We start from the raw sequence: 14,987 nt of genomic DNA on the forward strand, positions 1-14,987 counted from the left end.
CGCGCGAGCCCGGCCCGGCTCAGCCGACGTGCCCCGCGTGCCCCACGGCCAGGGCCTCGCGGGCCCGTGCCACCAGGCCGTCGGCGCCGCAGGAGTCGGCGAGGGCCAGGCCCCGGTGCAGTTCCGCGGCGGAGCGGGCCAGGATGCCGTACTCCACCCGCGCGGCGGCGTGTTCGTACTGGCAGGGCGACGCCTCCAGGTAGGTGACGGCCTGCGCGGCGAGCCGGACGGCGCGCCGGCCGGTCTCCAGCGCGGCGGCGCAGCGCAGGGCCTCCCCTATGGCGGTGTCCGTGCCGAAGCGCTAGGCCCGGTCGCGGGCGTCGGAGGCCAGCCGGGCGGCGCGGCCGGGGTCCTCCGTGGCCAGGGCCCGGGCCAGCTCGGTCGCCCAGGGCACCACCACCGGGTTGTGCCGTCCGCGCACGGCCGCGGCCTTCTCGGCGGCCTCCAGTTCGTTGATGCCCTCCTCGGTCCGGCCGGTGGCCAGCAGCAGCCGGCCGCGTACCGAGCGGGGGTCGGGCAGCACTATGGTCGACGGGTAGGGCGGTGCGAAGCCGTACTGGTCGGCGAGGGCACGGGCCTCGTCGACGTGGCCGCGGGCGAGCAGCGTGTCGATCAGGTTGCAGGTGGCCGACCAGTACAACGGCAGCCCGCGGCCGACGCGTTCGGCGATGCGCAGTGACTCGCGCAGGGAGTGCTCGGCCTCTCTCAGGCGTCCCCTCCTGCGGTGGCCGAGACCGACGTAGGCGTGTGCGAGGGCGAGGTGGCCGCCGCTCCAGCCCGCGCTCTCGTAGGCGCGCAGGGCCTCGGTGAACAGTGCCTCGGCGCGGTCGAGCCGGTCGGTGTAGGCGTAGGAACTGGCCAGCATCATGAGCAGTTCCAGGCCCCACTCGGTGTCGGTCCAGCCGAGTCCCGGTGCGAGGCGGCCGTTGACGAGGGCGCGGTCGCACAGTTCGACGACCTCTTCGGCGCTCTCGCCGTGGGTCATGGCGTCGAAGCCGCGCAGGATGAGCAGGGCGCGTTCGGCGTTGTCGCGGCCGGTGCAGGTGGCGGCGAGTTCGACCAGGCGGGCCGAGCGGTGGGGTGAGGACGTCTCGCCCGCGTGGATGCCCTCCCACATGAACTGGGCGGCCTGCAGCCGCAGTCGCGCGGACGGGTCCGGGGTGCGGGCGGCCTCCGCCTCGACGGTGCGGACGGCCTCCTCCAGCTGGTCGTTGTGGAGCAGGGCCTGGGAGAGCCGGAAGACCGCGTCGACGCGCTGCTCGCCGTCCAGTCCCGGCATGGCGAGGGCGGTGCGCAGGTGGCCGATGGTGGTGGCGGGCGCGGTGAGGAGGGTGGCGCAGCCCAGTTCGAAGAGCACGCGCGCGTGGGCGTCGGGCAACGGCGGTTCCTGGAGGGCGCGTTCCAGGCAGCGGCGGGCGGCGTCGGGGGCTCCGACGGCGAGGTGCTCGCGGGCGGCCTCGCGCAGCTGGTCCACGACTTCCTGGTCGTCGTCCGGATACACCTGGAGCAGGTGGCGGGAGGCCGCCGCGGCGCCGAGTCCGGAGTCGGTGACCAGTTGGGCCGCTATGCCGTGCATCGCGGTGCGCAGCGCGTCGGGGATGGAGTTGTAGACGGCGCTGGCGATCAGGGGGTGGACGAACTCCAGGTCGCCGGCGTCCGGCCGGCCCGAGGAGGGGTCGGGCGCGGAGAGGATGCGGGCCTCGCACAGCAGCTCGGCGCAGCGGGCGGCGTCGGCGCGGTCGAGGGTGGCGAGCCGGGCCACCATGTCGACGGTGATGCCGCTGCCGAGGATGGCGGCGGCCCAGGCGAACCGGTGGGAGTCGACGCCGAGTTGTTCCAGGCGGGAGACGAGTCCGCCGCCTCGGGCGGTGCGGTTGAGGGCGCGCAGTTCGGCGGCCTCCGCCTCGACGGGCTGCAGTTCGCTGTCCTGGACCCTGGCGAGGAGTTCGACGGTTTCGTAGGGGTTGCCGCCGGTGACGGCCCAGACTTCGCGGCAGAACGCGGCGTCGGCGTGGTCGCCGAGGGTGGCGCGGGTCAGTCCGGCCGTCGCGTCGGGGGTGAGGGCGTTCAGCGGGGCGAGGGGCCGGCCCGCGGCGGCGGCCGCGTCCAGGTGGCGGGCGCTGTCGCCGCTGACGTCGCCGGGGCGGCGGGCGAAGACGATCAGCAGGGAGGTCTCGTCGAGCCGTTCGGCGAGCGCGGCGAGCCAGCGCAGGGTCTCCTGGTCGGCCCAGTGGGCGTCGTCGATCAGCAGGACCAGCGGCCATTCCCGGCGGGCGAGCCGGCGCACGGCGGCGACCAGTCCGTCGTACACGCCCTGCGGGTCGGCCTGGCGTTCGCCGGGGTCGGCGATGCCGAGGGCGGGGCCCGCGATGCCGTACCAGTCGCCGAGGTACTCCCGGGCCTCCTCGGGCAGCATGGACACCAGCGCGGGCTGCAGCAGTTGGCGTACGACGTTGAAGGGGACGGACCTCAGGGTCTCGCCGCCGCGGGCCGACCAGACCGTGCAGCCCCGGGCCTCGGCCAGGCGGCGGGTCTCGGCGAGCAGTGCGGTCTTGCCGACCCCGGCCTCGCCGCGGGCCTCCAGGAGCAGGCCGGGCGAGGAGCGGTCGGCGCACAGGGTGTCCACCGCGCGCGTGAGGGTGGCGACTTCCTCGTCCCGCTCCCAGAGGGCGGCCGTGGCGGCACCCGCCCGCCGTACCTCCGTCATCCCGCTGCCTCCCCGAGTCGCCCGAATGACGTTCGAACCCGAGCCTAGCCCTCCGATCGCGCGCGTGGTGTGCGCTCGGCGCAGCAGTTGCCATGACGGGTGACATGCGGTAAAGCGCGGTAACCCGGCGGGACGGACGCCAGTCGGGCCGTCGGGCGGTGGGCGCCGGCCCGTCGCGGACACGGGGCCGTCCGGGGCCCGTCACGGCCCTCGGTGGCTCCGCCGACGGCTCCGGCGGGCGGCTCCGGCGCGGCTCGGCAGGCGGCTCCGAGGGGCGGCTCGGGGGCGGTTGGGGACGGCACAGGGACAATCGGGAGTGGCCCGGGGACGGTTGCGGGCGGGCCTCTCATCCTGCTTTCACCGAGGCCTCATACGGTGGGTCCATGACGCAGGCGACTCCTCCCGGGTGGTACCCGGACCCCGGACAGAAGCAGGACGGTCCCGCCACCGAGCGCTGGTGGGACGGCGAGGCGTGGACGGACCAGGTCCGCTCCAAGGAGCCGGACACCGCGTGGGCGCCTCCTGCGCAGCCGCCGTCGGCGCCCGGGGTGCCGCACGACGCGCCGCCCTCGTACGAGGGCGCCCCGGGGCCGTACCCGGTGCACCCGGGTTACCCGGGGATGCCGGTCCAGCCGCCGTCCGCGCGGCGGCGCCGGCTGCGTACCGGCATAGCCGTCGCCGCGGCGGTGGCGGTGCTGGCCGGCATCGGGGCCGGCGTGTACGTGCTCGCCGACGACGGCTCGGGCGGGAACAGCGCGGGCTCCTCGCAGGACCGGCGGGGGCCGGGCGGCGGTGAGGACCCCTTCGGCGACCCGCGCGGAGGCGACGGCGGCGGCAACGGCGGTGGGGGCAACGGCGGTGGCGGCGGTGAGTCGCCCGCGCCGGACGGTTCCGAGCCACCGACGATCGACAGCGGTTCGGTGCCGGACCCGGTGAGCGGCATCAGCCTGCCGATCCCGGACGGCTGGTCGGGACAGCAGTTGCAGGTCGGCGCGTCGGTGACGTCGGACGACAGCTACCAGTGCCCCGGCGACACCTCCTCGACCTGCACCAAGGGCGGTGCCTACTCGGCCCCGGCGATGGTGCTGGGCACCAAGGGCGGCACCGCCGAGGAGGTCGCGAAGGCCGACATCGAGGCGAACGCCGAGGAATCCTACGGCGGCGAGTCCTACGGCGAGATCACCTCGCACGAGGAGCTGGCGTCCGAGGCGGTCACGGTCGCCGGGCAGAAGGGCTACCTGGTCCGCTGGAAGGCGGTCACCGCGGAGGGGTCCGACGGGTACGTCGAGTCGCTGGCCTTCCCCTCGCCCGCCGCCCCGGACCGCATCGTCGTCGTCCGCTTCGGCGTCGACGCCGGCGAGAAGGAGGCGGTGATCGACGAGATCACCAAGGGCATCGCGGTGGACTCCGGCAAGGGCGGCAACGGACAGGACGTCTGACCGGCGCGGAAGTCGGCGTGGAACCGTCGGCCGGGCGGGGCCCCTTCCGCTCAGAGGGTGCCCCGCCCGGCCGGGGGTGCGCGCCGCCCCCGTCCCCACGGTGCGGCGCGGGCAGGCCACCGTCCAGTCATCCCGTGGACGGCGGCCTGAGTCTCAGGGGAGGCCGAGCGCCGGCAGCACGACGGCCTCCACGAACCGGACGAGGTACTCCGCGTCGGCCTGCTCGCCCTCCAGGACGGGCCGCATCCGGAGCATGCCGAAGAGCTGCGCGGGCACGTACTCCAGCGCCGGATGCCCGGCGGGGACCTCGCCCCGTGCCACGCCGCGCGCCAGGATCTCCCGGAGCGCGGCGATCTCCGGCTCGACGAGCGCCTCGCGCAGCGCGCACTTGAGTTCCGGGTCCTCCATCACCGCGTGGCCCAGCGCCTGCAGCAGCCCCGTGTCCTTGCCCGTCCCCTCGCCCGCCGCCGCGGCGGCCCGGCGCAGGTCCTCGGCGAGCGAGCCGGTGTCGATGTCGGCGAAGCGGACCCGGCGGTTGGAGCGCAGCGCGGCGGCCACGAACTGGGGCTTGGTCCGCCACTGCCGGTAGAGCGTGGACTTGCTGCACCGGGTGCTGGCGGCGATGCCCTCCATGGTGACGGCGTCGTAGCCGCAGGAGCGGATCTGCTGGAGCACGGCGTCGAAGAACTCCTGCTCGCGCTCGGGCGTGAGCTTGGAGCGGCGCGAGGTGCCGACCGCTTCGGGCCGTTCCGCGGCCTGCGACGCCATCGCCCTGCTCCTCTCGCCCGCTGCCGGTTCCCCGTACTCCCGGTGTGTCCGAAGTCTATCGATACGCCAGTGTACCGGTACTCCACCGTATCGGTACACTGGCGTATCGGAACGAGGTCGTATCGATGAGAACCGTCACACGCGCCCCGTACCCGTGAGCCGCACGCACCACCGCCAGCGAAGGGGCCGGGGGATGAATGCCCGCAGTGATCCCGCGAAAGCGGGACCGGACGCGCCCGCGCGCCCACCGCTCGTCCGTGAGCTGCTGCTCGTGGCCGGGCTCTTCCTCGTCTACAAGCTCGGCCGGCACCTGGCCACGGGCCACACCGCCGAGGCCTTCCGCAACGCCCGTCACGTCTGGGACTGGGAGCGCGCACTGCTGCTGCCCGACGAGGGCGGGGTGCAGTCGCTGCTCCTGCACGGCGACACCCTGGTCCACGTGGCGAACACCTACTACGCCGCGGTCCACTTCCCGGCCACCGTGGCCTTCCTGGTCTGGCTCTACCTGCGCCGGCCCGCGCACTACGTCTGGGCCCGCCGGGCGCTGGCCGCGGTGACCGGTGCGGCGCTCGCGCTGCACCTCCTCTTCCCGCTCGCCCCGCCGCGGATGCTGACCGCCGCCGGCCTGGTCGACACGGCCCGGGTGTACGGCCCCTCGGTGTACGGCCCGCCGAGCACCGACGAGTTGTCCAACCAGTTCGCGGCAATGCCCTCCCTGCACTTCGGCTGGGCGCTGATGCTGGCGGTCGGCCTGATCGCCGCGTCCCGCTCCCGGCTGCGGTGGCTGTGGCTGCTGCATCCGCTGGTGACGCTGCTGGTGATCGTCGGCACCGCCAACCACTACTGGCTCGACGTGTTCGCGGCGGCGGCCCTGCTCGGGCTCGCCCTGGCGGTGCTGCGCCCGCCGCACCGGCCGCGGTGCACCCTGCGGCGGCCGGCCGTCCGGCGCGCGGTGCCGCGGGAGCACGAACTGGTCGGGGCGGGCCGGTGAACGCCGCCCTCGTAGCTGTCCTGCTGTCCCTGGTCTCGGCCTGCGCCTACGCCGCGGCGGCCGTCGCCCAGGAGCGGCTGGCGTCGCGCAGCACCGGCGCGGGCGCCCTGCGGCTGCTGGCCACCGGCGCCTGGTGGTGGTCGGTCGCGCTCAACGCCTCGGCCGCGCTGCTGCACGTGGTGGCCCTCAAGTACGGCCCGCTCACCGTGGTCCAGCCGCTCGGTGCGCTCACCCTGGTCGCGGCGGTGCCGCTGGGCGCGCGGCTGGCGGGCCGGCGGGTGAGCGCCGTGGAATGGCGGGGCACCGGACTGACGCTGCTCGGGCTGGGCGCGCTGCTGCTCACCGCCTCCGGACCGGCGCCCGACGACGTACTGAGCGTGCCCGAGGCGCTGGCCGTGTCCGGCGCGACGGCCGCGCTGATCGGCATGCTGTCGTGGCCCGGTGCCCGGCCGGGCCTGCGTCACGCGACGGCCTCCGGCATCGCCTCCGGGGTCGCCTCGGCCCTCACCCAGACCGTCACGGTCGCCGCGACGGACCATACGGGCCCACTGCTCAGTGCCCAGGTGATCGGGGTGGCGGTGCTGGTGGCCGCGTTCGCCGCGGGCGGGCTGCTGCTGTCCCAGACGGCGTACCGGGGCGGACTCGGCGCACCGCTGGCGGTGGTGACGCTGGCGAATCCGGTGGCCGCCGCGGTGATCGGGCTGTCGCTGCTCGGGGAGCAGCTGCGCGGCGGTCCGGAGGGCGTCCTGCTCGCCCTGACCGGTGCGGCGCTGGCCGCGTGGGGCGTGGTGCAGCTGAGCCGGGCGGCACCCGGAGGGCGCGGGCAGGCCGGCGCGGTGGCCGCCGGGCCCGCGCCGGGCCGGGACGCGGGCTCGGGCCGGGACCCGGAGAGCGCGGCGCGGGCGGAGTCGCCGGGGCAGGAGGCGGTGGACGCGCTGGTGCCCCGGCAGCCGGGGCCGGGGCACCTCACGCGGCTCTGAGGCGGAGGACGGGCGCCTCGGCGGGCGTCAGTCCGTGACGAGTGCCGGGTCGCTCACGCCGGGCCGCCCGTTCTCCACGTGGCCGGCGAAGCGCCGCAGGAACGCCGGGTCGGACGCGCAGGTGACGGTCAGGTCGTACCAGCGCCGGCTGCCCGCGAGGTCCACGGTGTGGCGGACGGTGGCGCCGGGGCGCACGGCGAGGGTCCGGCTGCGGCCGCCGTAGGCGTTCCCGACGCGCAGGCGGACCGTGCCGGTGCCGTTGTTGGTGAGGGTCAGCCGGAGGTCGTCGCCGGCGTGCCGGGCGGTGACCTCGCATCCGGCGGCCCCGGACCCGGATTCGGATCCGGCGGTACCGGCCTCGGTCTCGGCGGTTCCGGCTTCGGCGGTGCCGCGGAAGACGCGCAGGAAGCCGTTGGGCCCGTGCACGGTCAGGTCGTACGAGCCGCTCGAGTACGCCGGGTTCCAGGTGTCGGCGATGCCCTTGCCGGCCTCGGTGGTGTAGGTCCAGGGGCCGTCGGTGCGGTTGCCGGAGGTGACGAGGAAGGCCGCGCCTGCCTTCGGTCCCGAGGCGAAGGCCAGCGTGAACTTCCCGGCCGCGTCCACGGCCCCGTCCACGTGCGGGGCGTAGCGCAGCGGGCGGGCGGGACGCGCTCCGCGTTCCTGGCGGGGCATGCCGGGGTCCGCGGGCGGGACGGGCCGGTAGTCGGGGTGGCGTTCGCGGTCCGGCGGCTCGTAGGCGTCGGTGTCCGGCAGGCGGGCCGGGCGGCTGTCCGTGCGCGAGAAGTCGAAGGCGCTGGTCAGATCGCCGCAGATGGCACGCCGCCACGGTGAGATCTGGGGTTCGCGCACCCCGAAGCGGCGTTCCATGAACCGGATGACCGAGGTGTGGTCGAAGGTCTCGGAGCAGACGAACCCGCCCTTGCTCCACGGCGAGACGACCAGCATGGGCACGCGCGGCCCGAGCCCGTAGAAGCCCTCGCGGTGGCTGCCGCTGCCGCCGAACACGTCGAGGGACACGTCCACGGTGGACCGGCCCTGCGCGGCGGACTTGGGCGGCAGCGGCGGCACCAGGTGGTCGAAGAAGCCGTCGTTCTCGTCATAGGTGATGAACAGGGCGGTCTTCGCCCACACCGCCGGGTTGGAGGTGAGCGCGTCGAGGACCTGGGAGATGTACCAGGCGCCGTAGTTCGAGGGCCAGTTGGAGTGCTCCGAGAAAGCCTCTGGGGAGGCTATCCAGGAGACCTTCGGCAGCTTGCCCGCCTTGACGTCGGCGCGGAGGCGGTCGAAGTAGCCCTCGCCGCTCTTGGCGTCGGTGCCGGTGCGGGCCTTGTCGTACAGGGGGTCGCCGGGCTTCGCGTCGCGGTACTTGTTGAAGTACAGCAGGGAGTTGTCGCCGTAGTTGCCGCGGTACGGGTCGTCGATCCAGCCCCAGCCGCCGGCCGCGTCCAGGCCGTCGCCGGTGTCCTGGTAGACCTTCCAGGAGACCCCGGCCTCCTGGAGCCGCTCGGGGTACGTCGTCCAGTCGTAGCCGAGTTCGTCGTTGCCGAGGACCGGTCCGCCGCCCGCGCCGTCGTTGCCCGTGTGACCCGACCAGAGGTAGTAGCGGTTGGGGTCGGTGGAGCCGATGAAGGAGCAGTGGTAGGCGTCGCAGACGGTGAAGGTGTCGGCGAGCGCGTAGTGGAAGGGGATGTCCTCGCGGGTCAGGTACGCCATGGTGGTGGTGCCCTTGGCGGGCAGCCAGCGGTCGTACTTGCCGTTGTGGTAGGCGTCCTGGCCGTCGGGCCAGCCGTGCGGCAGCCCCTCCAGGAACTGCATGCCGAGGTCGTCGGCCTGCGGGTGGAACGGCAGGACCTCGGTGCCGTCGGCCGTGCGCTGGTGCCAGACGGACCGGCCGTCGTCCAGGCTCACCGGGTGCGGGTCGCCGAAGCCGCGGACGCCGCGCAGCCTGCCGAAGTAGTGGTCGAACGAACGATTCTCCTGCATCAGCACGACGATGTGCTCGACATCCTCGATCGTCCCCGAGCGGTGGTTCGCGGGGAGCGCGGCCGCCCGCTCGATGCTCGCGGACAGGGCGCTGAACGCCGCGGTGGCACCCGCGAGTTGGAAGAATCTGCGCCGGTTGACTTCGGCCATGGGAGTGAAGGACCTCTCGCCTTGGGGGGGATCAACCGGCCGGACGGTGCCGGATGATGACGGATTGCGCGCGAAAGGAGTGTTTCAGGAGCGGCGAACGTCAGGGAAGGGTCGGGTGGCGCCGGTGTGAAAGTCACCGGTACGCGGGGTGTGCGGTGCCCCGCGCCGGGGTGGATGTCCATGACGTCCGACGGACGTCCGTGACGTCTGTCCGTGACGTCTAGAGGATGCCGCGCTCCGCGGGAGGGCGGCGGCGCAGTGCCGGTGTACGCAGCGACGGCGGGCGGTACTCGACGTCCGTGACGCCGATGTCGGCACCGGGCGGGGCGATCGCGTCGATCGCGTCGAGGACGTCGTCGCCCAGGGTGTGCTCGGCGCCGGCGAGGAGGTCGTCGAGCTGGTCCATGGTGCGCGGTCCGATGATCGCGGAGGTGACACCGGGGTGCGCGAGCACGAAGGCGAGGGCCATGTGGGTGAGCGAGAGGCCCGCGTCACCGGCCACGGTGAGGAGTTCTTCGACGGCGGCGTACTTGTCCCGGTCCGTCATGTGGCGCGGCCCCCACTTCTGGCGTCCGGGCGAGAGGGGCGCCTTCCGGCCGGCGCTGTACTTCCCGGTGAGCAGCCCCCACGACAGCGGGCTCCAGGTCAGCACGCCCATGCCGTACTTCGCGCAGACGGGAAGGACCTCCCGCTCGATGCCCCGCGCGAGGATCGAGTACGAGGGCTGCTCGGTGTGCAGGGGTGCCAGCCCCCGGCTCTGGGCGACCCAGTGCGCTTCGGTGAGGTCGGAGGCGGGGAAGCTGGACGAGCCGATCGCCCGCACCTTGCCGCTGGTGACGAGGTCGGTGAGCGCGCCGAGGGTCTCCTCGATGCCGGTGTCCGGATCGAGGTGGTGGATCTGGTAGAGGTCGATGTGGTCGACGCCCAGCCGCCGCAGCGACCCTTCGACGGCGGAGACGATCCACCGGCGGGAGGCACCGCGGTGGTTGGGGTCGTCGCTCATCGGGCCGCTGAACTTGGTCGCGAGGACGACCTCGTCGCGGCGGCCCGCGAGCGCGGTGCCGACGATTCTCTCCGTCTCGCCGGAACCGCCGTAGACGTCGGCCGTGTCGAGGAAGTTGATGCCGCTGTCGAGGGCCCGGTGGACGATGCGCCGGCAGTCGTCGGGATCGGGGTTGCCCGCCGGTCCGAACATCATGGTGCCGAGGCAGTAGGGGCTCACCCGCATGCCGGTGCGGCCCAGGGGTCGGGTTTTCACTGAGGTTTTCCTTCGGGGAGTACGTGTTCGCGGAGTACGTGGCTGTCGTCGGGGGCGTGCGCGCGCATGGCCGGGGAGCGGTAGCCGGTCGGACTGCGGGCTCCGGCGAGCCAGGTGGTGAGCAGGGCGGCCCGGGCCTCCAGCGAGGTGCGCTCCTCGTCGGACACCGGTTCGAGCAGGCGCACCCGCACGGTCGCGTCCGCGTCCTGGACCCAGCAGCCGACGATCCGCCCGTTCACCCAGGCGGTCGTACCGGCGTTGCCGCGGGTGTCGAAGAGGGCTCCGTGGTGCGGACCGAGGTAGAAACCGCGGTGCTTCCAGCCCATGACGGTGGGGTCCAGGGGCGGCAGGAGCGCGGTCCACGGTCCCGCGTCGGGCACGGGGTCGAGGTCGTCGGGCAGCAGCCATCCGGACGCGAGGCCGTCGAGGGACACTTCGACGGCCCCGAGCTCGGCGAGGGCGGTGCGGACCGTCGCCCTGGTGGCGCCGAGCCACCACACGAGGTCGTCCTCGGTTCCGGGGCCGAAGGCGTGGAGCCAGCGCCGGACGATCTCGCGGTATCCCTCGGCGGGCTCCATGGCGGCGACCGGGCCGCCGAGCCAGCGCGAGGGCAGGGTCCACAGGGGCCGTGCGGTCGGGAACCGTCCCGTGGAGGGACCGCGCACGAGGGAACCCTGCGCCCCGAGAAGGGTGAGGATCTGGGGCGCGGACCACTGTTCGCCGCTCCTGCCGGGGACGACGGTGTCGATGTGCGCGACGGCCTTGCGCAGCTGCGCCGTGGACAGGGCCGAGGGGCTTCGCGCGAGCGCCGCCTCGACGTCCTCGCGTGCCTGCTCGAGCCAGGCCGCGGCATCGGCCGCGGCCCCGGCCCGCTCGAAGTCCCGGATCAGCCGCGCGCGTTCGGCTGTCGCCACCCGGGCCGCGGCACTGGACAGGGCGGCGGGCAGCAGGTCGCGGGGGAAGGTGAACAGCGTGCGGCGCATCGCGAGCTGCTTGACGAGGGTCCGGTCCTCGTACAGTGCCCGGTCGACGTCGCCGGGTGTGGTGTCCCTGGTCCGCGCCCACACCGCGAGGTGCACCGAGGGGGCGTCGGTGGCGTGCAGGGCGACCACCGCGCGGGCGGCGTCCTCGGGCCCGCTTACCCGGTGCGCCGGGGCGAGCGCGTGCCGGATCGCCAGACGCGCCCGTCGCTCGCTGTCGGGGACGTGGCGCATGGTCTCTCCTCCGGTACGGCTGCGGATGCTGTCGGTGCGGCCGGGCGTCCCCGGCCGCACCGGTGGGGGGGGCTGCCGTGGCGCGGTCACGGGACGGCACCACGGCGGCGGGCGGCTGCTCCGCGGAGCAGCCGCGGGCTCATGCCGCGGGGGCGGAGGCCACGTCCAGGCTCCAGGTGACCCCGAAGCGGTCGGTGAGCATGCCGAAGCCCGCGCTCCACGCCGAGGCGGCCAGGGGCTCGACGACCGAGGCGCCGTCGGACAGCTTCTTCCAGTACGCCTCGACCTCGTCGAAGCTCTCGCCGCGCACCGAGACGAAGAACGGCTGGGTGGTGATGGTGGTGCCGTTCTCCCGGCGCGTCGAGCCCGCGGCCCCGGCCGGCTCCTCGGTCCCACCGGGGATGTCGTAGGCCATGACGCGGAAGCCCTCGGCGGTCTCGACCTGGCCGAAGACCACCCCGTCGGCGCCCGGAACGTCCTTCGGCATGCCGAGGTCGCCGTACGTGGTGACGGTGGCCTCCCCGCCGAAGACGGTGCCGTAGAACTCCAGGGCGGCACGGGCCTGGCCGCGGAAGTTGAGGTGGGGGGTCGTCGTGATGCTCACAGCTGCTCCTCGTACACACAGTGACCGGCTTGTGCCGGCACCACTGACTCTGGCAGCAGTAGAGGACAGTTCTTGTCCCAGACTCGATTTATCCTCGTGGGCATGGCGACGACCACCTCCCGGCTGCTCAACCTGCTGTCGCTGCTGCAGACCAGGCGCGACTGGCCGGGCGCCGTCCTGGCCGAACGGCTGGAGATCAGCCACCGCACGGTGCGGCGGGACATCGACCGGCTCCGGGAGATGGGCTACCGCATCCGGACGACCATGGGGCCCGACGGCGGGTACCGGCTCGACGCCGGCACCGAACTGCCCCCTCTGCTGTTCGACGACGAGCAGGTGGTCGCGCTGACCGTGGCCCTGCAGGCCGCCACCATGACCGGAGCGGGTATCGAGGAGGCGGCCCTGCGGGCACTGACCGCCGTCCGCCAGGTCCTGCCCCCGCGGCTGCGGCACCAGGTCGGCCGGCTCTCCTTCGAGGCCGTCCCCCGCCCCGGCGACGGGCCGACCGCCTCCCTCTCGCCGCGGCTGCTGCTCACCCTCTCGCACGCCGTCCGCGCCCGCGAGGTGCTCCGCTTCGACTACGCCGCCCACCGGCCCGCCGACCGGGAGCCCGGGCCGCCGCGCCGGGCCGAGCCGCACCACCTCGTGACGTCCCACGGCCGCTGGTACCTGGTGGCCTGGGACCTCGACCACGACGACTGGCGGCTCTTCCGCGCCGACCGCATGTCCCCGCGCACCCCGACCGGCCCCCGCTTCGTCCCCCGGGAGGTCCCCGGCGGCAGCGCCCGGGACTTCGTCTCCGCGCGCTTCAAGGGGTCCGAGCGGGGCGACGCATGGCCGTGCGTGGGCACCGTCGTCCTGCGGCGGCCCGCCGCCGAGGTTCTGCCGTTCGCCGGCGACGGCACCGTGGAGGATCTCGGCCCCCACCGGTGCCGCTACACCGCGGGATCGTGGTCCTGGATCGCGCTGGCCGCCTCCCTCAACCGCTTCGACACCGACATCACGGTCGTCGGCCCGCCGGAGCTCACCGAGGCGTTCGCCCGGCTCGCGGCCCGCAACACGGCGACGGCGACCGGCCCGTCGTGACGGAGACGGCCCCTGCCACGGCGGTCTCCGGGTGCCGACGCACCGCCGGCCCGCCGCCCTCCCCCGGCCCGCCGGCCGTTTCGGCCGCGCCCCTCAGGCTCCGGGCTCCGCACCGGCATCGGCACCGGCTGCCCACAGCCCGCGTACGTGGCCCAGGTGCCGCGTCATCACCGCGCGCACGGCGTCCTCGTCGCGGGCGAGCAGCGCGTCGAGGATCTCCAGGTGCTCCTCCGCCGACGCCTGCAGCCGCCCCTGCTCGACCAGCGCCGTCAGCCCGAACAGGCGGGAGCGGCGGCGCAGGTCCCGTACGACCTCCACCAGGTGGGCGTTGCCCGCGAGCGCCAGCAGCCCGAGGTGGAAGCGGAGATCGGCGTCGACGTACGCGATGAGGTCGCCGGCCGCCGCCGAGGTGACGATCTCCTCGGCGACGGGACGCAGGGCCCGGAGCGCGACGGCGTCGGCACCGGCGGCGAGTGCCACGGTGGTGGGGATCTCGATGAGGGACCTGATGTGCGTGTACTCGTCCAGCTGGCGCTCGGATACGGCGGTGACCCGGAAGCCCTTGTTGGGCACGGTGTCGACCAGCCCCTCCTTGGCGAGGTCGAGCATGGCCTCGCGGACCGGGGTGGCGGACACGCCGAAGCGGGCGGCCAGGCCGGGAGCCGAGTAGACCTCGCCGGGGCGCAGTTCGCCCGCGATCAGGGCGGCCCGCAGCGCCTCGGCGACCCGCTCGCGGTGGCTGGGCTTGCGGCTGCCCAGGACGGGCAGGGCGGGCGGCAGCGGCGGCACCGGGCCGGTCGCGGTCACAGCACGAACCCCGCGGGGAACGGGTCGGCCGGGTCCAGCAGGTACTGGGCGGTGCCGGTGATCCAGGCGCGGCCGGTGATGCTGGGCAGCACGGCCGGGTGCCCGGCGACCTCGGTGGTGCCGAGCAGCCGTCCGCCGAACCGCGTGCCGATGAAGGACTCGTTCACGAACTCGGTGTGCAGCGGCAGTTCGCCCCGGGCGTGCAGCTGGGCCATGCGGGCACTGGTGCCGGTGCCGCACGGCGAGCGGTCGAACCAGCCGGGGTGGATCACCATGGCGTGCCGGGAGTGCCGGGCGGTGGCGTCGGGTGCGGTCACCTGTACATGGTGGCAGCCGTGGATGGTCGGGTCCTCGGGGTGGACCGGCCCGCCCTCGGCGTTGATCGCCGCCATCAGGGACAGACCCGCCGCGAGGATGTCGTCCTTGCGGGACCGCTCGAAGGGCAGCCCGAGCCGCTCCAGCGGCAGTACGGCGTAGAAGTTGCCGCCGTAGGCGAGGTCGTACGTCACCGTGCGGCCGTCGGGCAGGGTGACCGCGCGGTCGATGCCGACGGCGAAGGAGGGCACGTTGCGCAGGGTCACTGCCTTGGCGGCCCCCTCCTCGACCGCCACCTCGGCGACGACGACCCCTGCGGGGGTGTCCAGGCGGATGGTGGTGACCGGCTCGGTCACCTCGACCATGCCGGTCTCCACGAGGACGGTCGCCACGCCGATCGTGCCGTGCCCGCACATGGGGAGGTAGCCGGAGACCTCGATGTAGACGACGCCCCAGTCGCAGTCGGGCCGGGTGGGCGGCTGGAGGATGGCGCCGCTCATGGCGGCGTGGCCGCGCGGCTCGTTCATCAGCAGCTGTTTGACGTCGTCGCGGTGCTCGCGGAAGTACAGCCGCCGTTCGTTCATGGTGGCGCCGGGGATGGTGCCGATGCCGCCGGTGATCACCCGGGTGGGCATGCCCTCGGTGTGCGAGTCGACGGCGTGCAGGACGAGTTTGCTGCGCACGG

The 14,987-nt window shown here is 74.3% G+C and carries 11 protein-coding genes and 1 pseudogene; 4 read left to right on the forward strand and 8 right to left on the reverse strand.

Annotated features, from left to right (window positions below; translation table 11 throughout):
* Positions 1-19: 19 nt before the first annotated feature.
* Positions 20-2,707: pseudogene (locus IG94_RS38965) on the reverse strand (ATP-binding protein).
* A 383-nt stretch (positions 2,708-3,090) separates the two neighbouring features.
* On the opposite strand from IG94_RS38965, the gene IG94_RS0130845 reads away from it, so the two are divergent.
* Positions 3,091-4,146 carry a DUF2510 domain-containing protein gene (locus IG94_RS0130845; RefSeq protein WP_031044736.1) on the forward strand — a complete coding sequence of 352 codons (1,056 nt, stop codon included), beginning with the start codon at positions 3,091-3,093 and terminating at the stop codon, positions 4,144-4,146.
* A 153-nt stretch (positions 4,147-4,299) separates the two neighbouring features.
* Here the strand turns inward: IG94_RS0130845 and IG94_RS0130850 are convergent, their stop codons facing one another.
* Positions 4,300-4,914, reverse strand: a complete 615-nt coding sequence (locus IG94_RS0130850; protein WP_031044738.1) for a TetR/AcrR family transcriptional regulator — start codon at positions 4,912-4,914, stop codon at positions 4,300-4,302.
* A 193-nt stretch (positions 4,915-5,107) separates the two neighbouring features.
* On the opposite strand from IG94_RS0130850, the gene IG94_RS0130855 reads away from it, so the two are divergent.
* Entirely contained in the window at positions 5,108-5,905 is a 798-nt protein-coding gene (locus tag IG94_RS0130855) for a phosphatase PAP2 family protein (RefSeq protein WP_031044740.1), read from the forward strand.
* Positions 5,902-6,885, forward strand: coding sequence for a DMT family protein (locus IG94_RS0130860; RefSeq protein WP_031044741.1), 984 nt, complete (start codon positions 5,902-5,904; stop codon positions 6,883-6,885). Before IG94_RS0130855 ends, IG94_RS0130860 begins: the two co-directional genes overlap by 4 nt.
* 27 nt (positions 6,886-6,912) lie before the next feature.
* On the opposite strand, the gene IG94_RS0130865 is transcribed toward IG94_RS0130860, so the two are convergent.
* The 4 genes from IG94_RS0130865 to IG94_RS0130880 form a co-directional block, all read right to left on the reverse strand.
* Complete coding sequence (locus IG94_RS0130865; RefSeq protein ID WP_031044742.1) at positions 6,913-9,018, reverse strand: phosphocholine-specific phospholipase C; 2,106 nt, start codon at positions 9,016-9,018, stop codon at positions 6,913-6,915.
* Positions 9,019-9,238: 220 nt separating this feature from the next.
* Positions 9,239-10,276 carry an aldo/keto reductase gene (locus tag IG94_RS0130870; protein WP_031044743.1) on the reverse strand — a complete coding sequence of 346 codons (1,038 nt, stop codon included), beginning with the start codon at positions 10,274-10,276 and terminating at the stop codon, positions 9,239-9,241.
* Entirely contained in the window at positions 10,273-11,490 is a 1,218-nt protein-coding gene (locus IG94_RS0130875) for a winged helix DNA-binding domain-containing protein (RefSeq protein WP_052410938.1), read from the reverse strand. The genes IG94_RS0130870 and IG94_RS0130875 overlap by 4 nt, the downstream gene beginning before the upstream one ends.
* 139 nt (positions 11,491-11,629) lie before the next feature.
* Positions 11,630-12,094, reverse strand: coding sequence for a VOC family protein (locus tag IG94_RS0130880; protein ID WP_031044750.1), 465 nt, complete (start codon positions 12,092-12,094; stop codon positions 11,630-11,632).
* A 102-nt stretch (positions 12,095-12,196) separates the two neighbouring features.
* On the opposite strand from IG94_RS0130880, the gene IG94_RS0130885 reads away from it, so the two are divergent.
* Entirely contained in the window at positions 12,197-13,180 is a 984-nt protein-coding gene (locus IG94_RS0130885) for a helix-turn-helix transcriptional regulator (protein WP_031044752.1), read from the forward strand.
* A gap of 93 nt (positions 13,181-13,273) precedes the next feature.
* On the opposite strand, the gene IG94_RS0130890 is transcribed toward IG94_RS0130885, so the two are convergent.
* Together IG94_RS0130890 and IG94_RS0130895 are read right to left on the reverse strand one after the other, a co-directional pair.
* Positions 13,274-13,987: a GntR family transcriptional regulator gene (locus tag IG94_RS0130890; RefSeq protein WP_031044754.1), complete on the reverse strand. Its 714-nt coding sequence runs from the start codon at positions 13,985-13,987 to the stop codon at positions 13,274-13,276.
* Positions 13,984-14,985 (reverse strand): proline racemase family protein, encoded by a 1,002-nt coding sequence (locus IG94_RS0130895; RefSeq protein WP_031044757.1) that lies wholly within the window; start codon positions 14,983-14,985, stop codon positions 13,984-13,986. The genes IG94_RS0130890 and IG94_RS0130895 overlap by 4 nt, the downstream gene beginning before the upstream one ends.
* Positions 14,986-14,987 lie beyond the last annotated feature (2 nt).

The sequence above is a fragment of the Streptomyces olivaceus genome (genome assembly GCF_000721235.1).
In the GTDB taxonomy this organism is placed as follows: domain Bacteria; phylum Actinomycetota; class Actinomycetes; order Streptomycetales; family Streptomycetaceae; genus Streptomyces; species Streptomyces olivaceus.